The sequence below is a fragment of the Lactobacillus melliventris genome, assembly GCF_042679465.1.
GTDB lineage: Bacteria > Bacillota > Bacilli > Lactobacillales > Lactobacillaceae > Lactobacillus > Lactobacillus melliventris.
In genome coordinates this window covers 38,982-63,801 of record NZ_JBHTMT010000009.1, presented here as the reverse complement: position 1 = coordinate 63,801, position 24,820 = coordinate 38,982, and the positions used below count along the sequence as shown (strand labels likewise).

Genomic DNA, 24,820 nt, shown 5'->3' with positions numbered 1-24,820 from the left:
AATGACTCAGAAAGTTTGGACTCGTTACCTTAATTATCAGATAAAAGAGAGACAAAAATTTTTCTTTTTTTTTAGGCTAATTTGATCTAAAAGTATAATTTTTTTAAAAATTTTTAATGTTATATTTAGTGTGATTGAAAAAGAATAACTATTTTAAGTTTAGAAAGGAGTAGAAAAGTAAGTTAAAAATTGTAAAAGTAGTAAAAGATAGAAGGGATATATTAATGATTAGTTTATATAGGATTGATGATCGAATTATTCATGGACAAACCATGATTAAACTACTACCGCAGTATCCATGTGATGGCATTATCATTGTTGACAATAATATTGTCCAAAACAAGCCTCTTTTTCGTATTTATAAGCAAGTAGTACCGGATACAATTAAAGTCTTTTGTTTTTCAGTTAATCAAGCTACAAAGAAACTTCTTGAAGCCCAGTCATCTCAGAAGAAATATATTATCATCTTTAAAAATATTAAAACTGTTAAAGACTTATTTGACCACGGCTACCAAATAACAGATGAAATTAGTGTTGGCACTGCTAGCAAAAAAAGTGATGCCCACTACATTGTTGATGGTTTTGCTTTAAACAATGAAGAGATTGATGTATTTGATTACTTAGATAATAATGGTTGTCGATTTTCAATCATTCCAATGGGCGGTGCAAGAAGAACAATTAGTTGGAAAGATGTTAAAGAAAAAGCTCAGGAGGCAAAATCATGACAATATTGCAAAGCATACTTATTGCCTTCTTTTGTGTAATCAGTAGTAATGAATTTCCTTTATATAGTTCCCAATTTGGCTGGTATGTTTTGGGCAGACCCTTAATTGGTGGCTTTATTTGCGGCATTATTTTAGGAGATATTACAACTGGTATTAACTTAGGAGTAGCAGTACAACTAGTTTACTTAGCTTTGGTAACGCCAGGAGGATCAATACCAATTGATCTAGCTTTTGTCTCCTATCCGGCTATGGCTATTGCAATTTCTAATCATATGAATGGTGGTTCAGCGGTTGCGTTAGCAGCTACAGTTGGTGTTTTAGGAACCTTTATTTTCCAATTAAATTCGATTTTAGGTTCTCTATTTCATAAAGGACAAGATGAAGCCATTAAAAAAGCCAATTATAAAAAACTGAATCGTTATATTTGGCTTTATCCCCAACTGACTAAATTTATCACACGTGGTAGTCTCAGTTTCATGGCTGCTTATTTCGGAGCTAAATATGTTAATGAATTTTTAAAAATACTACCAGCGTTTGTTCAGAATGGCTTACTGATATTAGGAAGTGTTCTCCCAGCGGTTGGTATTGCTACTTTGTTGTTACAGAGCGTACGAAAGAAATCTTTTATTTTATTTTTCTTAGTAGGCTTTGTTGGCATCGTTTTTATGAAATTAAATATTCTGGGATTAACTATTTTTGGAGGAGCCCTGGCATTCCTCTATTACATGGCAAGCCAGAATGGTTCAGAAAAGAAAAGTAACAGCGATGATGATGATTTTGAAGAGGAGACCCTTTAATGGAAGAAGAAAATATAAAGTCTAAGACTACAGAAAGACTTACTAAAAAAGAACTTAATCGCATTTGGTGGCGATTTGCTTTATCACCACTAGCAGCTTGCTCTTCAGAAAGAATGCTTGGAATGCAATTTCCCTGGTCTTTAATTCCTCTGTTTAAAAAATACTATAACAAAGCTGGTCAAGTTGATGGCATGAAGAGGCATACCTCTTTTTATAATACAGAAACAGTATTTGGTTTTGTTATTCCAGGTATTATAACTGCAATGGAAGAAGAAAAGGCTATTAATCACAATGTTGACAATGAGGTTATTGAAACAACTAAAATCAGTCTAATGGGTCCCATGGCAGGCATTGGTGATGCGATGAATCCAGGGTTGATAATCCCGTTGCTTTTATCTATTGCGATTTCGTTTAGTAAAAATGGCAGTCCGCTTGGTGCATTATTTTATATGATTGTATATCCACTTGTAGTAACGATAATTATGCGTTTATTATTTAAGAAAGGATATGAGTTAGGCGTTAATGGTATCAATGTGCTAATTGGTAACAAGGCTAATAAAATCAAAGATACTCTAATTTTGTTTGGCACTATTATTATGGGGGGAGTTGCTGCCAGCTATGTTAATCTACCATTAAAGCTAACTATTCCTAGTGGCAATGATCGAATTAAAGTTGAAAACTTGTTAAATGGCGTTTTTCCTAAGTTAGTACCACTACTTCTAGTAATCGGGACCTGGTATTTGATGAAGAAAAAGAAAATTAGCACATTAAAAATGATAATTATATATATTATTGCTATTTTTGCTCTTTCATTTATCGGAGTAGTTTAAAAGGCAAATATTGTATCTACTATGTAAAGTAAAAGTAACGGAGGAAATGCGTGAAGGTCTTAATATTATCACACGGAAGTTTAGCTAAAGGGTTATATGAAGCATGTAATATGATTGTTGGGAAAAAAGACTTTCTTAGCTACCTTGGATTAGATAATCAAGGATTAGAGGACTTTAATCAAAATATTAAATCATACCTAAATAAAAATAAGAATGAAAAAATTTGTTTTCTCTTCGATTTAAAATATGGCACACCGTACAATCAAGTTTTAATTCAACTACTTAATTATAAAAATATACAGTATCAGATAATAACTGGTGTAAATTTACCTATTTTGCTTACGTTGTGTATGCAACTTTTATGTAGTGAAAATGAAGATGTTGACTTAAAAAAGATAGTCAATGATAGTAAAAATTCAATTGAAATTAGTGAAAGTAAATAGAAAGGAATAATAATGAATAATGTTCTGATTATTGGAGCCGGAAAGCTAGGAAAAGGTTTTATCGGTGAAGCTTTTGAAAAAGCAAAATGGAACGTAACTTTTTTGGATAAAGATTCAAAAGTGATTAAGAAATTAGCAGAAGGATCTTATCAAGTTGATATTTCTACTTCAGATAAGGTTTATACAAGAGTAGTTAAGAACTATCAACAAATCTTGACATCTGATAAACACAATGAAGTTGATAGCTTTCTTGCTAGTGATTTGGTTATGATACCAGTATATCCAGAAGACTTAAAAGATGTGTTCAAATATTTAATAATTGATTTTAAAAAAATGATGGAGGAAAAATCAAATAAGAAACTAGATATTATTTTGTTGACTAATAAAATTTATTTAGTAAGTAAAATTAAAAAGTTTTTGAGTGAGAATGTGGATCCAGATTTAAATAGTTGGTTAGAGACACATATTTTTATTCATGATGCAATTATTCGTAGATCGACTAGTGCTGATTCTAATTATGCTTTAAAACTTAACAGTATGGCTGTTGCATCCCTGCTCATTGAAAAGCCTTTGCATGTAGACCTATCAAAAGTTGATTGGATGGAACCAATTGAAAATGTTCCAACTCTCAAAGAAGTAAAAATTTATGCAATTAATGGTCCCCATGCAGCTACTGCTTTTTTCGGTTGGTATAAGCATTATACAACAATTCCCGAAGCTCAATCAGACCATGAAATTCAAGAGTTTATTAAATGTATAAATGAAGAAATATACAATGTATGTCAGAAGGAATTTAACCTAACAGCTGCTGAGTATGATCATTTGACTAAATTACCAACTCTTAAGCAAGAAGTGCCAGACCCTATTAAGAGAGTTGCTTATGATCCGCTGCGTAAACTTTCTATCAATGATCGCCTTTGCGGACCGATTAGATTGAGTGAAAAATATGGTTTGGACAATGAATGCTTGATTAAGGCAGTTGCCTTAGGACTTAAATATAATGATGAGGATGATCCTAAGTCTCAAGAAATGCAGGAGATGATAAAAACAAAAGGAGCTCTTACTGCAATTAAAGAAATTACAGGTCTGGACGATAGCTGCGCTAACAAAATTTTAGCCCAATATGAAAAACTATAAAAACTATAATGTTTTAATGGTCAAATCAAAAACATAGGTATGAAGTTTTTGCAACGAATGATTAGGTAAAGAAAGAATTTTTACTAACAGGTTAAACTGGTTTTGCATTTTAGTATAAAATTTGTCCCACTTACATTCCTTATAGTGACCTCTTAGTCAAATAGTATTGTAATCAAAGTCTTTCTCAAGTTTAATTAATTTATCATCTTTGAAGAATGAAAAAATTATTAACAAAACTGAGGGAGAAAAATAATGATTTACCATAACTATTCACATTTAAAATTCTTTTGGCTTAATGTTTTCGGTTTGATATACAGTACTTTAAATATCTTTGCTGCTTATATGCTTAGTAATTTGATCAATATGGCAACTAAGAGACAATTTTCAGCTTTACCTTCTTTAGTAACGCAGATCATAGTAGCGCTGACTATAATCTTAATTTCAGGCTTATTATTTAATTACTTAAAAACCGATGCAGTTAAGCAAATTAACACTAAGTTGAGAACTAAAGTGTTAAAGGGGATGCTGCTAAATAAAGAAGAAGACAGCTCTAATTTAGGTTTTTTAACTAACGACTTTAAGTTATTAGAAACTAATCGTTATGAAGCTGAAATTGAAATTCTGATCTATGCCTATACCGTTATTTTGGCGCTAGGTTATGCTTTATATCTAAACTGGTTTGTTACCTTAATTTATTTCGTAGGCTCAGCAATCCCTACAATTGTGTCTAACTTTTTTCAAAAACCAATTCAAAAAGCTTCAGGTGATTGGACTAAGGCCAACGACAAGTATGTCAGCCAAACCAAAAACATTTTAGCTGGCACCGGAACTTTTAACTTATACGGCAAGCAAGACAATGCTGTTAAGCAGAATAAGCGTGTCGTTGATCGCTTGGAAGAAAAACTGGCCAAAATGAATGTGCTGAATAATAATACTAATACCTATCTTAATGTTATTGCGATTGCCAGTGCCTTTTTACTACCATTTGCTTTTGGGACATTATTGGTAGTCAATGGTCAAATAACTTTGGGAGCTTTATTTGCCATTACCCAGCTTTCTAACTCATTTGTTAACCCTATCCTGCAAATTTTAAATGAACGAAACAATTTATCTACCACTAAGGGTATCGTTAACAAGATCAAGCAGTTTATTGCTAAAGGTGAGCAAAAACCCCAAAACGATGTTGTCACTGACGACTTTAAGCAATTAGAAGTGAAAAATCTGACTTTAAAGCGTCAGGGTAAAGAATTAGCTAGTCAAATTAATTTTGCAGTCGCAAAAGGACAAAAAGTTGCGGTCATTGGACCGTCCGGCTCTGGTAAATCCACCATGCTCCAATATTTAATGTATGGTGATTACGGCCAAGCACAAGAAGAGTTGCTTAATCAAAAAGCAGTACAACCGGGCTCTTTTACCAACCTGTTTGCATATTCAAGCCAAAGTGCGGTCATCTTTGCCGACTCATTATGGTTTAACCTTACGTTAGGTGCGGACATCCCGCGAGAAAAAGTTACAGACGTGTGTGAACATTTAGAACTGGGACAGCTGGTTAAAGAAAAAGGTTTTAACTATCAATTAGGTGATAATGCCGACCAATTATCTGGCGGGCAATTAGCTCGAATTGAATTAGCAAGGGCAATTTTAGCCAAACGACCAATTTTATTACTGGACGAAGTCAATGCCTCACTAGATAAGGCTACTTCTCAAGCAATTCATAATTATCTGTTTGACTCAGACTTTACTTTCATTGAGGTTATTCACCACTATGAACCGGCAGAACTGAAGCGTTATGATGCCGTAATTGATTTCAATGATTATATCTAGAATTTATATTTCGAAAAGAGCCATAGTTAACAAAAGCTTACTTTCTGAAAAAGAAAATAAGCTTTTTTGCATATAAAAGTTAAAACTGCAACATTTGCTGACACTTAATTAAATTTCTTCGATAAGTAAACCACAGCGGAAATTGAAAACTAATTCAATAAGTAAAAAGATTAAAAAAATAATAATAGCTGAAACGTTTTGTGAAAAAGGAACATAGCTTTTAATCATTGGCGGAATTAACAATAAGGCTGCGACCATGACAGCTATTAAGACTGAGGATTTGGGATTAGGAATAACTTTATAATGAGCGTCAGTCTTATTAATAACCATTTTGGGCGAGCGATTTAGACCGCCTTGGGTAAGTTGCAGTGTGTCTCCTTTTTTTAAGTTTAGTTTTAAAGCATAACCAGCAGCGATACTGCCTACCCTTAAACCATTGACTATTACAGTTGTTGGTTTACCCATTGAAATATTATTCTTTGATCGTTGAACTGTAATCATACCGGTACACTTTCTTTAATAATAGTTGTTTAAGATTAGCTTATTAATAAAACAAATCAATGTCAATATTGTTTACTAAAAAAAATAATGTTTACAAAACAAAATATATAAACTATAATTTTAGTGTAAGTGATGTAAGCGATAACAAGAAGGAGGTAATGAATTGTGCAATTAGTAAATGTCAGAGTTGATAGCCGTCTGATTCATGGTCAAGTAGCTCGTGTGTGGACTGGGCAATTAGGAGCAGAAAGATTAATGGTCGTTGGCGATAAAGTATCTAAAGATGACTTGGAAAAAACTGCTTTGAAATTAGCTCGTCCTACCCAGGCAGCTTTAAGTATTTTGCCACCGGATCGTGCAAGTAACAATATTGTTCAGGGCCGCTACGCCGACCAAAAAATATTTATTATTACACGTGAACCGGAAGCTCTGGTTCAGATGGTTGATGCAGGAGTACCAATTAAAGAAGTTAACGTTGGTAACTTGCCAAGTGGTGAAGGCAGACTGCAACTGTTCAAGAGCGTGGGAGTAAATGACGAAGAAATAAAGGCTTTTAAAGAACTTGATGCTCGGGGAGTAAAGCTTTACCACCAGATGGTCCCGAACGATTCTAGAGAAGACTTTATGTCTGAATTAAATAAACGGATGGAGAAATAATATGAATTCATTGAGTGTAGTTCAAATAATTTTGCTGTCTTTGTTCGCTTTCTTCCAAATCAATGAAATTATCACAGTTGGTATTGGTTTTGGTAACCCAGTTAATGCTGGATTAATTGCAGGACTAATTGTCGGCGATATGAAATTAGGTTTGGCCGTAGGAGCAACATTACAGTTAATGATATTGGGAGTCGGTACTTTTGGTGGTGCTTCGATTCCTGATTATGCCACTGGAGCAATCATAGGTACTGCAATTGCACATATTTCAGGAAAAGGAATTAACTACGGTATTGGTGTTGCTATTCCTGTTGGCCTATTGATGGTGCAACTTGATATTTTGGCTCGTTTTGCTAATACCTACTTTGCACACAGAATTGATAAGGCAATCGATCGTAACGATGATAAAGCTGTTGTACGAAATAGTCTTTATGGGGCTATTCCGTGGGGGCTTTCACGGTCAGTGCCCGTATTATTGGTGCTAATTTTTGGTGAAGCGTTTGTTAAAAATGTGCTGAATTACATGCCACAATGGTTAATGGGTGGATTAAAATCTGCCGGAACTATGTTACCAGCTGTTGGTATTGCCATCTTAATGCATTATCTGCCTATTAAGAAATTTGGTGCGTACATGATTTTTGGCTTTGTAGCAGCTGCTTACTTAAATGTGCCAATGCTTGGTGTAGCGCTGATCGGAGTCGGCTTTGCCATTAATCATTATAATTCTATCATTCATAATAAGAACCAATCTGGTGGCGACAGTAATGGCTTAGATACACAAAAAGCTGCTGAAATGGGTATTGATGATAAAGGAGTAATTACCGGTGATGAAGAATAATACTACAGAAAAAACTACGACGGAGCAAAGTCATAAGTTAACTAAAAAAGATATTCGTAGCGCTAACTTACGCTGGATTTTTACCTCTGCATTAAGCTGGAACTACGAAACTATGATGGCTCCAGGTTATGTTGGTTCACAAATGCCAATCTTACGTAAGTTGTATGGTGACAAGCCTGAAGATATGAAGAAAATGATGCGGGTGCAGTCTGAATACTTTAACACTAGTCCGCATATGGGTTCTATTATCCAAGGTGTCGATATTGCTCTTGAAGAAAAAGAGGGGATTAAGTCAGTTGACGGTGTAAGAGGTATTAAAACTGGTCTTATGGGACCATTTGCTGCTGTAGGTGATACTTTATTAGGTACCGTTCAATCAACTATCTTTGGTGCCATTGCATCATACATGGCCCTTAAAGGTAATCCGTTTGGTGCTATTTTATGGATGGTTGCACTAGGCGTTCTCTACATTTGGGCTTATACTTGGATGCCATTTGCCTACAAGCAAGGTGTCAACTTAGTTACTTCAATGAGTTCTAAGCTTAATGCACTGACTGACTCAGCAACTTTGCTGGGGGTAACGGTTGTAGGAGCTTTGATTCCAACTGTTATTACGTTAAAGATTCCGTTCATCTTTAGAGCTGGGAAAGTTTCGATGAAATTGCAGGATATCTTTAATCAGATTATGCCATCGCTTCTGCCAGTTTTACTAGTTGCCTTTATTTATTGGCTACTGGATCGCAAACATATGAACTCAACTAGAGCAACTTGGTTTGTTCTAATCTTGGCTATTGTTTTGTTCAACTTGAAAGTTGTTGCCTAATAGCATGAAATATAGAAATTAATAAGTAATCAGATTATCTGCTGAGAAAAAGCATATTACTAAATTTAAGCAGGTAAAGTAAGAAAAAACGGATGTATTTTTCAATAATAATACAACCGTCTTTTCTTTGAACTGCAAAAAATATTTGTTATCATAATTGCAAAAATGCCGTAATAGCAACAATTATGTGTAGAATATCAGGTTCTAAAAGTTTATATTTTTAAGAAATTTATATTAATAGCACCTGTTATAACATCCAAATATGAAAGACGAGAAGATAAGATGGCTAATATCAGACAGGTAGCTAAGTTAGCAGGTGTTTCAGCAAGTACAGTCTCACGAATATTAAATGATGACACTTCTTTAAGTGTTACTGATCAAACACGGACCAAAGTTTTAGCGGCTACAAAAAAATTAAATTATCATATCAAAAATAAAAGTAAAAAATGTCCAGTTGTTGGTGTATTAACAACTATGGACTTGGATCAAGTAGCAGAATATACGTATTACCAACAAATAAAACAGGGAATCATTGAAGAACTCAAAAGAGAAAAAATGACATTGAGTTCTATCTATTATTTAAATAACTCTTTGGATAGTTCATTTTGGGATGGACTGTATTATTGGGACGGCGTGATTGTTATCGGTGGCTTGTCCGAATCAGCCATTAGCGAACTAAAAAAATTAAACTCTAATATCGTCATTATTGAAGCAAGATATAAAAATAATTCCGTCAAGCTGGTTAATGCTAATTTAACTGCCGGAGTAAAAGAAGCTTTAACACAACTAGAAAAATTTGCTCAAACCAATATTGTATATGTTGGTGGTCCCCGTTATATGACTAATTTGCAGGGAGAAAAAACGCAAGCAAAAGGTGAGGTTCGTTTAAATTGCTACCGGGAGTGGATGAAACTGCATGATCAAGATGAGTGTTCAATTCTTACTCCGGGTTGGAGCATTGAAGATGGCGTCCAGGCGGGTAAAGAAATTGCACAATTACCTACTTTACCCAAAGGAATTTTAGCTGGAAATGATCAATTGGCAATTGGAATAATGCAGGAATTACATACAAAAGGTTTTCATGCTCCTGCCGATTACCATATTATTGGGTTCGATAATATTCAAATGGCGCAATATTATATTCCCAGATTGTCATCAGTTTCTGTTCCGGAAAAAGACCTGGGTATAACTGCTGTCCATTTAATTAGAGAAGACATAATAGAAAAAAAGACGCGCGCCGCTACAACATTATTAGAAGTTAAACTAATTTTGCGAGAAAGTACTGGCAATTAATATTGGAGGCCAATGATGTCAAATTATTATCCCAAGCAGTTAAGTGGAGATCAGACTAAGACTTTATTAATAAATCCTGATCGTGGCTTTCGCTTTGAAGTTTATTTAGATGTAAAAACAGGTAAGAGCATTTATGAATATGCTGATCAAGATGCTATCGCTGCTTTGAAAAGAGAAGCGTCACTGTATACCGATGATCAGCCGCGAATAGTGCAGGTTTATTTTTACTTAACAGGTTATCAACATAAACCGCTGGATGCACAAGCTTTTAACCACATGAATGCCTTTTTTGACGAACTTGCTAAGTTAAACTTAAAGGCACTGCTGCGTTTTGCATATATTTCTGAAGATAAGAGGCCTTATAGACAAGCTCCTAGTGTGCACAGGGTACAGCAGCATTTGGAGCAGTTATCAGGTTGGCTGCAGGAACACCGCAGGCAGATTCACGCTTTACAAGCAGGAATCATTGGCCCTTGGGGTGAGTGGTCGCAACATGCTCGTGATACTACTGATGAATCAACTATTCTTCATAGTTTGTTGTTAAATTCTCCCCAAGATTTGACGGTTCAAGTACGCTACTTAAATATTAAAAACCGTAATATAAATGTTACTGAAAAATGGAATGAACAGCGAATTGGCTTTCATGATGATTTTCTAATTGGTATTGACCACGAATGGAATACGGCTGGTAAAAATCATGAATCTAATGAATACCAGCAACTATTAAGAGAATCAAAAAATACAGTTGTTGATGGGGAAAGCATTTGGTTATTTGCCAATCCTATGTATTTAGAAACAAAATATGTCGCTCCTCAATTGATGACGCAAAGAATGGTTGAGAATCATTTCACTACTTTGAGTATTGCGCATAATTATCATGAAATAGAAACTAATTCATATTTTAATGTAACGCTGGAAAATGAATTAAAGAGAACTGGCAAGCCAGAAGGGCTTAAATTCCCTCAAACAGGTTCATTTGAATATTGGAAGCATGTTCCTGTTACACCGGATTTATTAGATGAAAAGCATTGGCCATATCAATCTTCATGGTTTTGGGATCAGAAAAAGCAGCCAATTAAACGAAATTATTTTGAATATTTACGTGATTATTTAGGCTATCGCCTAGAGACTACACAAATTAGCTATAATTCCGCTTTAAATGCCGCAGTTTACCTGACACTGAAAAATACAGGTTTTGCTGCACCTTTAGCTTTGGCAAAAATAGAATTGCTGGCTGTGAATAAACAGCAGGATGTTATTGGTAAAGCTTTAGTAGAAAAAAGTACTTTACAAACTAACAATGAAATAACTACGGTTATTCCATTGACTAAATCTGATCAGCCTGACAAAGTCGGAGTCAAACTGCTTGCTACTAATGGTAGTACGGCACGTCTGGCTAATGAATGTCAGTGGGCAGATGGCATCAATTGGTTTAAATTATGACCGAGGAATTATCATGAAAAAAGCATTTAGCCTTTAAATTTACTGGTTACAGTAATACGGGAAACCGCTTAGCCAATAATATTAATTTTGCAGATGGCTATAATTATTTGCTGACACTTAATTAAATATTGTATTACTATAATTGAACATTAAAAAGCTGCTGGATTACGTCTTAAAACGTTAATTCAGCGGCTTTTTTAATTGATTTATAATTAAAAAACGAGATTATTTTTTGTTTTAAATTTAGCCACTATCCTTTAAAACCCATAATAAATTTGATTAAAATATGATAAAATCATTATTAATTACTTTTACCGGTTTCTAGTGAGTTTCATAAAGTCAGGTGTTATTATTCATGAAGAGCACGTATTTTAAAGCCAATTTCAATATTGCACGCAAATCTAAGAAAAACATTCTGCTAATGGGAGCCTTAATTGTGTTCATGGTTTTCTTCGTTTTATTAGTTGGAAATCAGAATCTGGGCGACAATTACCGTCAGTGGCAGTCATACTATGACTCACTGGAAATTAATATCAGCTATTTTAACGGTAACTTATTACGTAAGCAAAAATATAAACAAACTTATGACAATTTAAACGCCCAGGAAGGTTGTATTGCCAGCCTGCAAAATGGTGAAGTTTTAGAGTCACCACAAACATATTTAGAGAGTTCACTTAACTTATTTCAAACTATGCTTGATGGTTATCAAAATAATTATTTAGGTGCCAGCACCTTAAATGTCCCCCCTAAATACCAACTGCATCAGGGACTGGTTACATATAAATATCTTTACCGGCATCATATACCACCTGCAATGAGCTCAAAAGTATCTGTAACTTATTTAATTTATATTGTGAACTTCATAGCTGTCCTGATCTTCTTTTATATCTTGCTTATTGCTAATGATGTGTGGATGGTTAAATTAGATCATGAAACGGTTTTACGTAACATTCCGTATCGCGTAGAAGATGAAGTAAAAGGTAAAACAATGATTAATCTGGTTTTAACTTTAATACCATTAATTATTGGTTTAATTGGCGCGTATCTGTTTGCCGGCCTTCTTAACGGCTTTCGCAGTTTGAATTATCCTAATGTTTTTTATTTTAATAAAATTAGGGCAATTCCTATATGGCTGGATTGCTTAATTTTTTTGTTCTATACAGCGGTCTTAGTGGTCTTTGTGACCAGTCTGACTCTGCTTCTTAACCAACTAACCAAAAACGTTTATTTAAGTACCTTTATTGGTATTGCTCTTTATGTTTTATCTTATTTACCGAGCAAGTTGCTTAAAGCCATTACTTGGCTACCGTCTGTATACTTAAACGTTAATGATGTGCTTAACGGCACTGTGGCAAGTAAAACTGGATTTGCAGGACTAAATTTTGCCACCGCAGCAGTAATATTGCTAATTTGGTCACTTGTCTGTGTAGTTTGGTTTAGGTATTTGGTTAATAAAAAGGGGGCTGCACGATGAGATGGCGCTATTTTCTTTTCCAATTAAAGGCATTTTTGCTCAATCCTAAAAATATTGGTCTATTTATTGCTACCATTATTATGTCTCTTTATTTTGGTTTGGTCAGTGTGCCCAATCATGAAGTAATTGAGCAAGTCGATGCTAAACCAATTCAAAAAGAATATATTGACGACACAGCTTTTCTCAAAGTAGCACGGCAAGAGATAGCTTATTCCAATAAACCGGGTTATTTTTATTTTCCCAGTAAGGGTGCGATAGATGCAGTTGGTACATATCCCAAAGTTTTAGCATACGATAAACAGCTTTTAAGGGCTTTAAAGAAAAATGATTTGCAAACATATACTAAGTATGCTAGCAAACGTTATCAATATATTGATAATCTGATTCATATAGAAGGAAACCAAAATTTCTTGTATCCAGCTGCTTATAATAAAAGTAATAATTACCAGCAGGATGGGCATTTTGGTTATCAACGCACGCGTCATTTATACAATGCACTTTTAGCTGGTAAAAAGAACAGGCAAACGCCGCTGAATAAAAATATTCTAGAAGAGCGCACGGCTTTGCAGGTAATGCAAAATTCGCTTTCTGGCTGGACAGTTCTAATATTAGTAGTAATAGTTTGCTTCTTTACAGCTGATATTGTGACTAATGACCGGAAATATTATACGGTACTGGAAAATATTCCCTTAAGTAAACGAACCATTCTCTGGCTTAAAACAGGGGTTGTCGAAGTAGGAGTGCTACTAGATTTTATTGTAGCTAGTGTAATAGCTCTTCTCTGTATCGCACCTAAATATGGTATGGGGTCATTAAAATTGAATACAGTCGCCTATTTAGGGCGGATTGACTTCAAACTTATCTTTAAAACGGAAACGCTGGGTATGTATTATTTGCAATTCATTATTTTTGCAATCATTGTTTCCTTTATTTTTATCAGGCTCACAATTTTGCTGTCTTTGACTCTACGTAATGAATATGTGGCAGGGATGCTCAGTAGTCTGTTTGCCATCAGTGCCAAAGTACTGTACTTCTCATTCGGAATGGGCTTTGTTCATCCGGTGTTGGAGAAGCTGCCCATGACTTATTTTTCAATTGGTGACAGCACTACAGGCAATTTAGCTTATTTAATGGATACTCCTGGTTGGGGCTTTAACTCAGGACTAGGGCCACTACTTATAGCTATGCTTGCCATTGAAATATTACTGTTTCTGTTTACCCAAATTAAAAGTATTCCTTTAGTTAGGCGGGGTGATTAAAATGTTAGAACTAAAAGATGTCAGATTGGCTTTTGGGAAAAATGTTGTTTTAGATGACATTAACCTCAAATTTAAACAAGGTGAAATAGTTGGCTTGGTTGCTCCTAATGGAACAGGTAAGTCAACTCTGATTAATGTTATTTTGCATAATTTAACACCGCAAAAAGGGTTTGTTGAGTATGAAGGTACACGTTATCAAAGTCAAAAAGATACGATAAAATTGCACCAGCAAATCTGCTCTTTTCCCGAGCAAAGCGATTTATTTCCTTTCATGACGGGGCGGGATCATCTTAATTTATATGCTGATCTTTGGCACAATTCTGCTAAACCTGTTGATCAAATTATCGCTGACTTGCAAATGAAAAGTTATGTTGATCGGAAAGTGCAGACATATTCTTTGGGAATGAAACAGAGACTTTGCTTTGCCATGGTAGTAGCAGCTGATTCTCCAGTAATGCTTTTAGATGAGGTAATGAATGGACTCGACCCTCAGAATGTGGCTTTAATTTCACAAATACTTCTTAAATTAAAAGAAGAAAAGAAGCTGATCATTATGGCCTCACACCTTTTGTCCAACTTGCAGCAGTATGCTGATAGAGTCTTATTTATGGGTAAGGGACATATCATTGAAGATTTAGACAATAAAAAGCAAAAAAAGCGTTATTTAAAAATGCAGTCTAGTCCTGAAGCTACTCAGCTGCTATCTGATTATCATTATGAGACTCTGCCCAATAATCTGCTACTGGTTCCTTTGGCAGAAATTACTCCAGATAAGTTGACTCAGCTGCTAGCAAACCTAGTGCAAGTCGATATTCAGTACTCGGTTGAAAGAATTGATATCGAAGACTTATTTAACAAATTTTATAATTAGTTTAGAGCTTTAACCCGATTTAATATTTGTAAAAAGTAAGTAGCCGTAGTTTGCATGTTCATACTGGTTAAAAAATGAATGATAGAAACAGCTAGATCATCATTGGCAGTATTGTGAAAGGTGAGAATTGCATTTAAAAATTTGCGTCCAACAATTAGCAACATTTCGTTATCTGGTAAGTCAATCTGATTTATTTGTGTGAGCAGTTTATCTGCAAATTTAAACTGATTATTTGTAATTAAGCCGATTACACCTTCAAATAGTGCTGCTATACCAAAATGAAATGTACCTTCTCCTGCTTTTCTAATAAAAGAAATATGATTGATAACCTGAACAGAAATTTGGTAAATGATTCTGGGACTAATAATAGGGATAACATTGGCAAACAGTGAGAGAAATTCATGACCCCAAACAGTTATTTTACTTAATTGCTGGTTTAATTCATTTTGCTGGGCTATAGGAAAAATATTGTGCTGTGAAGTTTTATAATACAAACTGCAGGCAATTGCTGCATAGTCCAGGTCAAAAGGATCTTGGCTTAACTTGTATTTATTTAATGCCGATTGAGCCAGTTTTTCCAAATAGTCTTTATCGTGGTTGCTCCAAGATTCTTCTAAAATAAGTGCAATATGATCCTGCGGGTCTAGTTTGGCAAGCGCAATATATTCAGTTGCTGATAAACTGATTCTTTCGCATAGTTTTAATACCCGGTTAAAGTCCATATGGCCTTGATCATTTTCCCACCGGGATAGCATCTGAATGGAACAAATACCTTTAGCTGCTTCTTTAAGCGTAATATGCTGTTTTCTTCTTAATTGTTTAAATTCATTTCCAGATTGCATGATGTTTTTGTCCTTTTTAAGATATTATGGCACTTTTTTCTCATATATGAGAAGTAAAAAAATCTCAAAAATAATTCATGCTTTAATATGCTTAATTTAAAACATTACAATCGTTTTTAATAGTAAAAAAGGAGTAACAAAATGCAATCTTCGTTAAAATTTGCGCCTAAATGGAAACTTGGTGCCTACACACTTTTAGCAATGATCAGTGCATTTGGCAATGTTGTGATTGCTTATGTCACCAAGATCATGTTAAATGCAGCGCAATATCGTCAAGGCGACAGTAGTAATTTAATTAAAATTGCTGGCATTGGTGCTGCAACAATCTTAATTATTATGTTGTCTAATTTTGTATACCGCTATATCAAGTGTTCTATTATTCAAGATGTCAATGTTTATCTTAAAGAGAAAACGATGGGTTATCTGATTGAACAACGCAGTGATTCACAAAAGGACGGCTTAAGCCTGATGACCAACGATCTTAAACAAATTGAAACGTCTAAGACTACAAATGAACTAATGATCATTGCAGAATTAGCTTCTTTTCTACTGTCAGTTGTGGTTGGTTTAATCAATTCTTGGATTTTAACATTAATTTTTATGGTAACTACTTTAATTCCCGGACTGGTGCAAAGGGCATTTACCAAAACTATTCAAGCCAAAGCAAAAGTCTGGGAGACAAATAATGTTTCGTATACCCAGAGTGTGAATGACGGGCTAAACGGAGCGCAAACTGTTGGATTGTATGATGCTCAAAGTTCGACTATTAGTAAAGTCGTTAACAGTGCCAAAAGAATGGAAGAGGCATTGAAGTCATTAAACTTCACACAAGCTGCAGCGGGAGAAGTCATTATGGCTTTCGCAGATATTTTCAGCTTTATTTTACCGTTTCTAGTAGGTGCCATCTTAATGCTGCAAGGTCAAATTGGTGTTGGTACTTTAATTATGATAGTGCAACTATCAAATGAATTTATTAACCCGATAGTTAATATTTTTGAACAATTGAATGCAATCAAGTCTACTAAGCCGATGTGGGATAAAGTAGAGCAGGCTCTGTCTTTTTCAGCTGACAGTACTAAAAGTGCGAAAACTGGTCAATTTACTGGCTTGAAAGTTGAAGATGCCACTTATAGTCAAGGTGGAAGAAAGATTTTTGCTCATCTTAATTTGACGGTAGCACCTAACGAAAAAATTTTACTCATGGCACCTAGTGGCTGGGGTAAAACTACACTGTTAAACTTAATGTTGGGTAAAATTAAGCCAAGCGAGGGGCATGTCTTTATTGATGATAAAGATGTTACCGGTAATTGGGCTGAAGCTCACGATAATTTTAGTTACGTTAACCAAAAGCCATTTATCTTTGATGATACAATCAAATTTAATATTTTATTAGGTCGAAAGGTTTCCCCAGCAAGTTTGGCTAAAGCAGTCGAAGCGGCGGGACTAACAGAGCTCATAGATGAAAAAGGCTGGGACTATCAAGTTGGTGAAAAGGGGGCAAATTTATCCGGAGGACAAATCCAAAGAATTGAAATTGCACGTGCTTTTCTTTCTGAACGGTCCGTATTGCTGGCAGATGAGGCTACTAGTGCCCTTGATCCAGAGCTGTCACTTGCAATTCATAAAACGTTATTAAAAAAGCCTAATTTGGCAGTAATTGAAGTGGCTCATAAAATTTCTGCTACTGAAAAATCATTGTTTGATCGAATAATTAATTTAAATGGAGAAAATGAAGAATAAAGAAGTATTAATGCGCTATATTGATGATGATGGAGTTGTTAAAGTATGGCCTGGTAAGGCTAAAAACCGGCTGTTGATTTTACAATATTTGGCAACTAAATTTGAACCAGCTAAAAAATATTCTGAGCAGGAAGTGAACCTGATTTTAATGCACTTTGTGTCAGACTATGTTACTAGAAGACGAGACCTAATTGAAAATCATCTTTTAAAGAGAACGGATGATGGTAGAACTTACTGGTTGAATGAAGAAATTGGGGTAAAGGAATAGGATTTAATTTAATATAATTAAGAACAAGTGGCGCATTAACCGCTTGTTCTTTTTGTTTTGGCAAAAAGCTACAGGTTAATTTAGTAGACTTTGTAGTAAAACTTAATTTGTGTAATAGCAACTGCAATATAAAATAATCTAGGAAGACTAAAAGGAGTATGTTTATAACTTTAAATATCAAAAATATGAAATTTAATTGACTGGTATATAAAAATAACATATAATTTTCATAATTATCGTACAGTGAAGACTAAAAAATTGACTGTTGTTGCTAAACTGAGAATCTATTTGAAATGAAAATTAGCTGAATTTTGATTCTTAGTTAAATTTGAGTACACCTTTTAGGCGATAAGCTTAAACTATTTCAAAATATTAGGTAATATTCACGGAGATTTCTATATGAAAAAAAAGTTTTATTCGCTCTACAAGATTTTCCTTATTAATGCTTTTAGCAACAAAATTGCTTTAATGTTTAACATTGTCTTTCCAGTTATATATTTTGCTATATCTAACGCTCCGGTTTTTATTAATAACTATACTGTCAGTAAGAGTAAACTAATTAGCGGCAGTGCATACTATTTTGCCTATATTGCTTTAACAACTGTTCTAAACTCAGTGATTCTGGCAATGGTTGAGTATCGTGACTATGGCTATTATAAAGTTATTTACATGGTAACCAATTCAAAATATCTAGTACTGATTAGTCAATTTTTATCGCAATGGACGTTTTTAATAATAGAATTATTTCTATTTAACTTAATTACCGCACTAATGTTTAAGTCTTTTGCCTATCTAGGTTATTTACTGTTAACCACTATCATAGCTGCGACTGTGTTGGTTTTGCCTTTAACTATGGGCTTGTATTTTTTGCTAACAACAAAATTAAAGTTGCAAACTTACAATATTGTTATTACATTAATTATTTTGGCCTCATTCATGGTGTCAGCTGTTGAAGCAAAAAACAAACTATTAAATTTGTTATTGCTATGTACACCTGTTAAATACCTAATGAAGGGGTATGAAGTAATAATGCAAATGATGTTTTCTAGAGTAAATTGGGCTACTTTTGTTAATTTGTTGATCGTTATTCTAATTTATGTCGTATTTGGGATGATTTTTATTGCGAAACAAAATATTTCTACAGTTTTTGAAAAATAGTTGTAAGGAGACAATATGGAAATTAAGCATTTAAACTTTTCTTATAAAAATAAAGAAATCTTTGCCGATTTTAACGCAAAATTTATTGCCGATCAGTTAAATGTAATAATTGGCGGTAATGGTGCTGGTAAAACGACTTTACTTAATCTAATTTACGGCTTTATTGATCGTCCTGCTACAGCTATGATAGATTTTCCTTCTATGCCTAATATTATTTATAAATTTCAAAATATGTCTTTCTTTGATGAACTAACGGTAAAACAAGTAATAAATTTTTTTAAATCAATGAATGATCATACTGTTACAATTACTAATGCGCAAACTCGTTTTTATAATGAGATTATAAAAGGCCTGGCAAATACTAAACTAAGGTCTTTATCTGGTGGGGAATACCAATCTGTTATGGTTTATTGTACTAGCATAATGGAGCGGGAATTATATTTATTCGATGAACCTCTTAGTGGAATTGACAGTTATATTGAAAATTTAATTCTAGACTTAATTGTATCTTTAGTTGTTGAGAAAAAGAAAAAAGTCATTATGACTTTACACCAGCTGGATAAATTAGATTCCATGCAGGCGCATATTGTATTCGTTGGGAACAAAAAATGTGTTTTTCAAGGTACCTACAGTGAAATGTTACACATTGCAGATACAGATGATATTGATATTGCATTTAAGAAAATGCGATCAGGCAATATCTTGTTAAATCAAGAGTAACTATCCTTTTGATTTATAAGAGGTAATAAAACTGATTAAGCTGAACAGACTATTTTGGTTGCAAGGTGTATTAATCAGCAATGCATTACTATATATTAACAAATAGAACTAAGAAGCTAATAACTACTTGGTTCTTTTTTTGTTAATTAAGAAGTGAAATAAGTCCGTGATAGCAGCTTTGGTGAATTAGTTGAGCGACTTTGGCGGGAGCAACCTTTGGATGTTGGGCCCACCATTTTTGTGTTTCTAATAAACTGACAAAATAGAGACTGGCAAAGTATTCTAAAATAGCGGGATCAATTTGTTGTTTTTGTAATATCTGTCTGATTTCGTTTTTAACATTATTTTCGATTTCGCGACTGGGATTAAATGTTGTGGTTTTAATGCTAAGTAAAAGTGGTAGAAATTTAATTTGTGGTGCTATGTCGCTCAGTGCCGCGATAGTTCTAGTCATGTTGTCTTTAGGTTTAAGTTCAAGTGAGTTGCGCAAACCGGCTACAAACGGAATCATATACCGGTTAATAGAAAAGCGCAGCAATTCATCTTTATTGTCGAAACAAATGTAAAAAGTTGTTCTGGCCACTTTAGTTTTTCTGGTGATATCTGAGATTGTGATCTGTTCATAATCTTTATCACTTAACAAGCTAAATAACGCGTTACTTAGGCGTAACTCTAAACTGGGATTTTGCTTTTCCATTAAGTAATGCCTTCTTCTGACTCGACAAAATTTAAATATTTGTCATTACACCTTAACCAAGGAATCGTTATGCTAATTTTAGCAAATTTATAAGTGATGGAGGTAAAAACTAAATGGTAAATAGAGTAAAAGAAGTATTAGGAATTGAAAAGCCCGTAATTCAGGGTGCAATGGCGTTTACTTCACTTTCTCCTTTAGTGTCTGCAGTCTCAAACGCTGGTGGTTTGGGCGTATTGGGCTTAGGTTATATGCCTAAAGATGCAAGCATTGCAGAAATTAACCAGACTAAAAAATTGACTGAAAAGCCGTTTGCCGTTAACGCAATCATGCAGGACGGAATTGTTCAGCAAGCGGATGAAGTGTTGACAGCAACCAGGCCGCCTGTAGTTTATGCTGATGCTATGCGACTTAATGGCGCTTTATGCCAAAAGTATTTCCCCCGTTGGCATAAACTCGGTATGAAAATAATTGTCAAGGCCAGTTATTTGGCCGATGCGGTCACTGCAGAAAAAGCAGGAGCTGATTTGGTAGTTGTCAAAGGCTGGGAAGGTGGCGGCCATGTTTCTTTTGAGTCCACAATGGCTTTAGTACCACAAGTGGTAGCGGCAATTAATATTCCTGTAGTAGCTGCTGGTGGTATTGTAGATGGCCATAGTGGTGCTGCAGCATTTGCTTTGGGAGCCGAAGGGATAGAAATGGGCACTGCTTTTTTAGTAGCAGATGAGTTACCGATTAGTGATAAAGCAAAACAAGCAATTATTGCTGCAGGAGATATGGCTACTGCCGAAGTTTCTTATGCTAATGATGCGCCTTTTAGAATGATCGCTAATAACCTTTCTGATCAGATCAAAGACTTAGAAGCTACTCATTTGAAGGCTGAAGCAGCTCAAAAAGAAGCTGGTCTTGATGCTAAAACCATTAAAATGGGGATGTATCAAGGTGATACACAAAATGGCGCAATTATGGTTGGTCAAGATTTGAGCCTAATTAAAGAAACAAAATCTGTTAAACAGATTATTGCGGATGTGTTACAAGATACTAAAAATGTTCTGCACTCATTGGAAAATGTAGAGTTGTAGATTGAGTACTAATTGTCCCCTGCAAAAATAAGGAAATGATTGCGGCACAGGGTGATGCTGTCAGGCGTCATGCGAATTTAATAATATGTCTAGCCGTGAAGCTGCTCTTATGCTTTTAGCTAAATAAAGCCAAAAATATCTTAATAAAGTTGCTGATTAAGAACTATTACTTTGAAAATTGGTAATTCTCTTTTTGCAAAAATTTTATGCTAAAGTATAAATGTATGAATAGTTTAGCGATTCCACTGGAATCACAGAAAAAAGCTCTATCCCAACAATAGAGCTTTTTTGTTTGCTAATTATTAAAGAGTCAGTTTTTAGTTAGAATCTAAGAAACTTACTAATTTTGGTTCTTACTTTAATATAAAGTAAGAACAGTTTTATATTTATGTGACTATTCTAAACCTAAAACTGACTTTGCCGCACGTCGGCCTTGATGAACGATGCCACCGATGGCTGTCCCAGAACCAGGATAGTATGAACCAAGCCAGCCGCCAGCATTGAGTCCTGCTGCGTACAAACCCGTAATAGGTTGATTATAAACATCAAGTACGTTGCATTTCTTATTAATCTTTAGTCCACCTAAAGCGCCTAAATTACCTGGCGTATTGCGGTATGCGTAGTAAGGTCCGGAAAAAGGTCTTACACCATTTGTTCTGTTATATTCTGGATCTGCGCCATTAGCGGCATTTTTATTCCAAGTATTAACGCTGTTAACCAGGTTTGCTTCAGGAACATTAATTTTGTTTGCTAATTCTTCGAGTGAATCGGCTTTAACTACCAAACCGCTTTTGACATCGCTCTCTAATGATTCTGGGTTCCATGGGCTAGTTTTTTCGTTAATAGAATCTGCACCAAAAATCTGATAAGTCGGTTTGTCTAATTGCTTTTCCTGGTTAAAAATTGCCCGGAATTCATAAGCATAAGTTGCATCTTCATTAACAAATCTTAAGCCATTGCCATTAACAAAAATTGAGGGAATTGTAGGAACGCGATCATCAGTACCATTGCCGGTTCTGGCATCAAAGTCAATTGTCCCGCCAAAGCCGGTAACAGCTGCACCAATTGCCATGCCCATCACGATGCCATCACCTTGATCTGTTAAGACAGACCAGCAATGATGGGCTTTAACGTCTTCATAATGTTGAGGACTCAAGTCCTTAGCTAATGCTACATTTTGGTCAATCGAGGCTGTTGCTAAAATGACGCCGCGTCTTGCTTTTAGATATTTAAGCTGATGGTCTCTTCCTTCAGTAACAACACCGATCACCTTACGCTCAGTGCCGTCTCCAGCTGTAATTAATCCTATCACAGCAGTGTTATAGGTGATTTCTGCTCCCTGTTTTAGAGCATATTTAAGTAGATGCTGGGTTAAAATAATACCGTTGCCGCTGGCACCACCATTTTCATAAACATGAATTCGATCCGCAAAATGGTCTTTAGCATAAGGAATCTCAGTGTGGCCATAGACATTCGTCCATTTAATGCCCATGTTGGCTAGCCACTCAATATTTTTCGGAGAGTTTTGGGTAAAATCATGTACTAAATCTTGGTAAACACGACCTTCACCTGCTTTTAAATATTCTTGTTCATGATTTTCAGGAGAATCATTTTGATATTTAGTAGTTTCTTTTTGTAATTTCGTACCTGCCGCTTGAATGACACCACCAGAATAGTTAGTTGTACCGCCAGCGATGCCTTGCTTTTCAATTACCATCACGGAAGCGTGATTTTCTGCCGCAGTAGCAGCAGCGGCTAAACCGGCACCACCGGAGCCAACAACAATCAAGTCATATTCACCGTCATATTCGTCTACATCATAATCGGTAACCGTTTCTTTAAGTAACGGATAATTTGCAAGCTCGGGAATACCATTTTCTTTTGTGTGAGAATTCGGTTGCGAAGCACCTGAAACTGCATCTACATTGGCTTTCGTCTTTATTCCTGCTTCATTAGCAGCCTTGATGGCAGCCTTTCTTAAAGCACCAGTTGAAATTGAAGCACCTGAAATGGCATCAACTTCAACAGAGTTTTCTTTGTTGGCTTTTTCCAACCAATTTTGAATTCCCGCTGCACCTACCGTATTGGGCGTAACATTTTCAGCCCAAATTTGCTTAATTTTGCCTTTATTTTCATCGACATCAATCACAGCTTTAATTACGCCGTGGAACCCTTTTTCTTCTGCACTATATTGACTCATAGTTTTACCTCTAAAATATTTAATTTTATCGTTATCGCTTTCGGAATTAGTATATTTTATTTATACTTATAAGTAAAATAAATATCAGTTATTAATAATAGAAATTATTTATAAGAAAAAATGGATATAAAAAAACTAGAGACTTTTATTAATTTAGTTGAAACCCGCAATTATACTAGAACAGCAAAAGCACTTCATGTGACTCAACCGACGGTTTCTCATGATATTAAGGCGATTGAAAATGAAATTGGTGTGAAACTATTTAATCGTAATAAACGTTATGTAAATGTTACCCAAGACGGCAAAGCTTTTTACCAAAAAATCAGACCTCTAATTAATAATTATTATTCAGCTGTACAAGATATCCAAAAGAAAGATTTAGCTGAGAATTATAAAATAATAATAGGTTATTCATATACACCTTTTAATGACATGTACATTCCAATCTGGATTAAAAAGTTTCAGCAAATTTATCCCCAAGCTAAGTTTTCAATTATTAGTTTGAATCATAACGAATTGAAGCAGCAAGTCTTAGCGGGAGAAATAGATATTATTATCACTACAGGACGAGATGCAGCAGATTTGAATAATGTAAAAAGTTATCATATTGAGACTGAGTCATTTAAAGCAATTATTCCTCAAAAGAATCCTTTATGTCAGAAGAATAAACTTGAATTAGAGGATTTCCAAAATGAAAAAATGCTTTTTCTTGATAATAATTGGGCAGCGGAGGATCTAATTAATTTACAAAATAGGGTAATGCATATAAATAATCAAATGCATATTACATATGTAAATGATTTATCTGCTCTTAACATTTTAATTAAAGCTGAACAGGGCATTGCTTTTGGACTGTATTGCCTTTATCCTCATTTAAATAAAAATTCTGTTTATGTTCCACTTGACTGGGAACCGCAAGTTGATTTAGTAGCCATTACGCAGAAAGATAATAAAAAAAGAATTGTTTATCAGTTTATCAAGTTTATTCAAGATTTTAATTTTGATTTTGAATAGTGAGGTAAATTGAAAAATAAAGACTGACAACGTTCACTTGCTAAAGATGTGCATAAAGAGAAGACCCTTTATTTTTATATATTGAACGTTTTTGTGAGTTAGATATGAACAGCTGCTATATCGAGAGTTAACGGAAAAAGCACTTTTGGAGAGATTTTCTTAAAAAACAGGAAAATGTTTTTTCATTACT

General features: G+C 34.6%; 24 protein-coding genes. 20 read left to right on the top strand and 4 right to left on the bottom strand.

Annotated features, from left to right (window positions below):
• The first annotated feature begins 224 nt into the window (after positions 1–224).
• From ACFQ32_RS09535 to ACFQ32_RS09510, 6 genes are all read left to right on the top strand, one after another.
• Entirely contained in the window at positions 225–725 is a 501-nt protein-coding gene (locus ACFQ32_RS09535; RefSeq protein WP_046324030.1) for a PTS sugar transporter subunit IIB, read from the top strand.
• Positions 722–1,522, top strand: coding sequence for a PTS mannose/fructose/sorbose/N-acetylgalactosamine transporter subunit IIC (locus ACFQ32_RS09530; protein WP_046324031.1), 801 nt, complete (start codon positions 722–724; stop codon positions 1,520–1,522). The genes ACFQ32_RS09535 and ACFQ32_RS09530 overlap by 4 nt, the downstream gene beginning before the upstream one ends.
• The gene (locus ACFQ32_RS09525; RefSeq protein ID WP_046324032.1) at positions 1,522–2,352 is read left to right on the top strand and encodes a PTS system mannose/fructose/sorbose family transporter subunit IID; all 831 of its coding nucleotides are present in this window, start codon (positions 1,522–1,524) and stop codon (positions 2,350–2,352) included. Before ACFQ32_RS09530 ends, ACFQ32_RS09525 begins: the two co-directional genes overlap by 1 nt.
• 50 nt (positions 2,353–2,402) lie before the next feature.
• The gene (locus ACFQ32_RS09520) at positions 2,403–2,795 is read left to right on the top strand and encodes a PTS sugar transporter subunit IIA (protein WP_046324033.1); all 393 of its coding nucleotides are present in this window, start codon (positions 2,403–2,405) and stop codon (positions 2,793–2,795) included.
• Positions 2,796–2,807: 12 nt separating this feature from the next.
• Positions 2,808–3,932, top strand: coding sequence for a mannitol dehydrogenase family protein (locus ACFQ32_RS09515; RefSeq protein ID WP_046324034.1), 1,125 nt, complete (start codon positions 2,808–2,810; stop codon positions 3,930–3,932).
• Positions 3,933–4,184: 252 nt separating this feature from the next.
• Positions 4,185–5,756 (top strand): ATP-binding cassette domain-containing protein, encoded by a 1,572-nt coding sequence (locus tag ACFQ32_RS09510; protein WP_046324035.1) that lies wholly within the window; start codon positions 4,185–4,187, stop codon positions 5,754–5,756.
• Positions 5,757–5,864: 108 nt separating this feature from the next.
• On the opposite strand, the gene ACFQ32_RS09505 is transcribed toward ACFQ32_RS09510, so the two are convergent.
• Positions 5,865–6,257 carry a hypothetical protein gene (locus ACFQ32_RS09505; RefSeq protein WP_046324036.1) on the bottom strand — a complete coding sequence of 131 codons (393 nt, stop codon included), beginning with the start codon at positions 6,255–6,257 and terminating at the stop codon, positions 5,865–5,867.
• Positions 6,258–6,422: 165 nt separating this feature from the next.
• Here ACFQ32_RS09505 and ACFQ32_RS09500 point away from each other — a divergent pair, with 165 nt between their 5' ends.
• The 8 genes from ACFQ32_RS09500 to ACFQ32_RS09465 all read left to right on the top strand — a co-directional run bounded on the left by ACFQ32_RS09500 (position 6,423) and on the right by ACFQ32_RS09465 (position 14,912).
• A complete protein-coding gene (locus ACFQ32_RS09500; RefSeq protein WP_046324037.1) occupies positions 6,423–6,914 on the top strand; it encodes a PTS system mannose/fructose/N-acetylgalactosamine-transporter subunit IIB in 492 nt (163 codons plus the stop codon).
• Between the two features lies 1 nt (position 6,915).
• Positions 6,916–7,749, top strand: coding sequence for a PTS mannose/fructose/sorbose/N-acetylgalactosamine transporter subunit IIC (locus ACFQ32_RS09495; protein WP_046324038.1), 834 nt, complete (start codon positions 6,916–6,918; stop codon positions 7,747–7,749).
• A complete protein-coding gene (locus ACFQ32_RS09490) occupies positions 7,739–8,572 on the top strand; it encodes a PTS system mannose/fructose/sorbose family transporter subunit IID (RefSeq protein ID WP_046324039.1) in 834 nt (277 codons plus the stop codon). The genes ACFQ32_RS09495 and ACFQ32_RS09490 overlap by 11 nt, the downstream gene beginning before the upstream one ends.
• A gap of 282 nt (positions 8,573–8,854) precedes the next feature.
• Positions 8,855–9,865, top strand: coding sequence for a substrate-binding domain-containing protein (locus ACFQ32_RS09485; protein ID WP_046324040.1), 1,011 nt, complete (start codon positions 8,855–8,857; stop codon positions 9,863–9,865).
• Between the two features lie 15 nt (positions 9,866–9,880).
• The gene (locus tag ACFQ32_RS09480) at positions 9,881–11,308 is read left to right on the top strand and encodes a DUF4874 domain-containing protein (protein ID WP_052724605.1); all 1,428 of its coding nucleotides are present in this window, start codon (positions 9,881–9,883) and stop codon (positions 11,306–11,308) included.
• Between the two features lie 355 nt (positions 11,309–11,663).
• Positions 11,664–12,782 (top strand): ABC transporter permease subunit, encoded by a 1,119-nt coding sequence (locus ACFQ32_RS09475; RefSeq protein WP_046324041.1) that lies wholly within the window; start codon positions 11,664–11,666, stop codon positions 12,780–12,782.
• On the top strand, positions 12,779–14,041 hold the full coding sequence (locus ACFQ32_RS09470) for a tellurium resistance protein TerC (RefSeq protein ID WP_046324042.1): 1,263 nt from the start codon (positions 12,779–12,781) through the stop codon (positions 14,039–14,041). Before ACFQ32_RS09475 ends, ACFQ32_RS09470 begins: the two co-directional genes overlap by 4 nt.
• Position 14,042: 1 nt before the next feature.
• A complete protein-coding gene (locus tag ACFQ32_RS09465; RefSeq protein WP_046324044.1) occupies positions 14,043–14,912 on the top strand; it encodes an ATP-binding cassette domain-containing protein in 870 nt (289 codons plus the stop codon).
• Here the strand turns inward: ACFQ32_RS09465 and ACFQ32_RS09460 are convergent.
• A complete protein-coding gene (locus ACFQ32_RS09460) occupies positions 14,909–15,754 on the bottom strand; it encodes a helix-turn-helix domain-containing protein (RefSeq protein WP_046324047.1) in 846 nt (281 codons plus the stop codon). The genes ACFQ32_RS09465 and ACFQ32_RS09460 overlap by 4 nt on opposite strands.
• A 141-nt stretch (positions 15,755–15,895) precedes the next feature.
• Here ACFQ32_RS09460 and ACFQ32_RS09455 point away from each other — a divergent pair, with 141 nt between their 5' ends.
• The 4 genes from ACFQ32_RS09455 to ACFQ32_RS09440 all read left to right on the top strand — a co-directional run bounded on the left by ACFQ32_RS09455 (position 15,896) and on the right by ACFQ32_RS09440 (position 19,640).
• Positions 15,896–17,494 (top strand): ABC transporter ATP-binding protein, encoded by a 1,599-nt coding sequence (locus ACFQ32_RS09455; protein WP_046324049.1) that lies wholly within the window; start codon positions 15,896–15,898, stop codon positions 17,492–17,494.
• Entirely contained in the window at positions 17,484–17,762 is a 279-nt protein-coding gene (locus ACFQ32_RS09450; RefSeq protein WP_046324050.1) for a DUF2087 domain-containing protein, read from the top strand. The genes ACFQ32_RS09455 and ACFQ32_RS09450 overlap by 11 nt, the downstream gene beginning before the upstream one ends.
• Positions 17,763–18,161: 399 nt before the next feature.
• On the top strand, positions 18,162–18,920 hold the full coding sequence (locus tag ACFQ32_RS09445) for a hypothetical protein (RefSeq protein WP_046324052.1): 759 nt from the start codon (positions 18,162–18,164) through the stop codon (positions 18,918–18,920).
• Positions 18,921–18,935: 15 nt separating this feature from the next.
• Positions 18,936–19,640: an ATP-binding cassette domain-containing protein gene (locus ACFQ32_RS09440; RefSeq protein ID WP_046324054.1), complete on the top strand. Its 705-nt coding sequence runs from the start codon at positions 18,936–18,938 to the stop codon at positions 19,638–19,640.
• 142 nt (positions 19,641–19,782) lie between these two features.
• Here ACFQ32_RS09440 and ACFQ32_RS09435 read toward each other — a convergent pair whose 3' ends face one another.
• Complete coding sequence (locus ACFQ32_RS09435; protein WP_052724606.1) at positions 19,783–20,337, bottom strand: TetR/AcrR family transcriptional regulator; 555 nt, start codon at positions 20,335–20,337, stop codon at positions 19,783–19,785.
• Positions 20,338–20,450: 113 nt separating this feature from the next.
• Here ACFQ32_RS09435 and ACFQ32_RS09430 point away from each other — a divergent pair, with 113 nt between their 5' ends.
• Complete coding sequence (locus tag ACFQ32_RS09430; RefSeq protein WP_046324055.1) at positions 20,451–21,416, top strand: NAD(P)H-dependent flavin oxidoreductase; 966 nt, start codon at positions 20,451–20,453, stop codon at positions 21,414–21,416.
• Positions 21,417–21,810: 394 nt separating this feature from the next.
• On the opposite strand, the gene ACFQ32_RS09425 is transcribed toward ACFQ32_RS09430, so the two are convergent.
• Positions 21,811–23,616, bottom strand: coding sequence for an FAD-dependent oxidoreductase (locus ACFQ32_RS09425; RefSeq protein WP_046324056.1), 1,806 nt, complete (start codon positions 23,614–23,616; stop codon positions 21,811–21,813).
• A 120-nt stretch (positions 23,617–23,736) separates the two neighbouring features.
• On the opposite strand from ACFQ32_RS09425, the gene ACFQ32_RS09420 reads away from it, so the two are divergent.
• Positions 23,737–24,630: a LysR family transcriptional regulator gene (locus ACFQ32_RS09420; protein ID WP_046324057.1), complete on the top strand. Its 894-nt coding sequence runs from the start codon at positions 23,737–23,739 to the stop codon at positions 24,628–24,630.
• Positions 24,631–24,820: the final 190 nt, after the last annotated feature.

Bases quoted from the DNA above. Each gene is read 5' to 3' on its own strand.
- ACFQ32_RS09535 (WP_046324030.1), top strand. From the start codon at position 225: ATGATTAGTTTATATAGGATTGATGATCGAATTATTCATGGACAAACC.
- ACFQ32_RS09530 (WP_046324031.1), top strand. From the start codon at position 722: ATGACAATATTGCAAAGCATACTTATTGCCTTCTTTTGTGTAATCAGT.
- ACFQ32_RS09525 (WP_046324032.1), top strand. From the start codon at position 1,522: ATGGAAGAAGAAAATATAAAGTCTAAGACTACAGAAAGACTTACTAAA.
- ACFQ32_RS09515 (WP_046324034.1), top strand. From the start codon at position 2,808: ATGAATAATGTTCTGATTATTGGAGCCGGAAAGCTAGGAAAAGGTTTT.
- ACFQ32_RS09510 (WP_046324035.1), top strand. From the start codon at position 4,185: ATGATTTACCATAACTATTCACATTTAAAATTCTTTTGGCTTAATGTT.
- ACFQ32_RS09505 (WP_046324036.1), bottom strand. From the start codon at position 6,257: ATGATTACAGTTCAACGATCAAAGAATAATATTTCAATGGGTAAACCA.
- ACFQ32_RS09495 (WP_046324038.1), top strand. From the start codon at position 6,916: ATGAATTCATTGAGTGTAGTTCAAATAATTTTGCTGTCTTTGTTCGCT.
- ACFQ32_RS09490 (WP_046324039.1), top strand. From the start codon at position 7,739: ATGAAGAATAATACTACAGAAAAAACTACGACGGAGCAAAGTCATAAG.
- ACFQ32_RS09485 (WP_046324040.1), top strand. From the start codon at position 8,855: ATGGCTAATATCAGACAGGTAGCTAAGTTAGCAGGTGTTTCAGCAAGT.
- ACFQ32_RS09480 (WP_052724605.1), top strand. From the start codon at position 9,881: ATGTCAAATTATTATCCCAAGCAGTTAAGTGGAGATCAGACTAAGACT.
- ACFQ32_RS09475 (WP_046324041.1), top strand. From the start codon at position 11,664: ATGAAGAGCACGTATTTTAAAGCCAATTTCAATATTGCACGCAAATCT.
- ACFQ32_RS09470 (WP_046324042.1), top strand. From the start codon at position 12,779: ATGAGATGGCGCTATTTTCTTTTCCAATTAAAGGCATTTTTGCTCAAT.
- ACFQ32_RS09465 (WP_046324044.1), top strand. From the start codon at position 14,043: ATGTTAGAACTAAAAGATGTCAGATTGGCTTTTGGGAAAAATGTTGTT.
- ACFQ32_RS09460 (WP_046324047.1), bottom strand. From the start codon at position 15,754: ATGCAATCTGGAAATGAATTTAAACAATTAAGAAGAAAACAGCATATT.
- ACFQ32_RS09455 (WP_046324049.1), top strand. From the start codon at position 15,896: ATGCAATCTTCGTTAAAATTTGCGCCTAAATGGAAACTTGGTGCCTAC.
- ACFQ32_RS09450 (WP_046324050.1), top strand. From the start codon at position 17,484: ATGAAGAATAAAGAAGTATTAATGCGCTATATTGATGATGATGGAGTT.
- ACFQ32_RS09445 (WP_046324052.1), top strand. From the start codon at position 18,162: ATGAAAAAAAAGTTTTATTCGCTCTACAAGATTTTCCTTATTAATGCT.
- ACFQ32_RS09440 (WP_046324054.1), top strand. From the start codon at position 18,936: ATGGAAATTAAGCATTTAAACTTTTCTTATAAAAATAAAGAAATCTTT.
- ACFQ32_RS09435 (WP_052724606.1), bottom strand. From the start codon at position 20,337: ATGGAAAAGCAAAATCCCAGTTTAGAGTTACGCCTAAGTAACGCGTTA.
- ACFQ32_RS09430 (WP_046324055.1), top strand. From the start codon at position 20,451: ATGGTAAATAGAGTAAAAGAAGTATTAGGAATTGAAAAGCCCGTAATT.
- ACFQ32_RS09425 (WP_046324056.1), bottom strand. From the start codon at position 23,616: ATGAGTCAATATAGTGCAGAAGAAAAAGGGTTCCACGGCGTAATTAAA.
- ACFQ32_RS09420 (WP_046324057.1), top strand. From the start codon at position 23,737: ATGGATATAAAAAAACTAGAGACTTTTATTAATTTAGTTGAAACCCGC.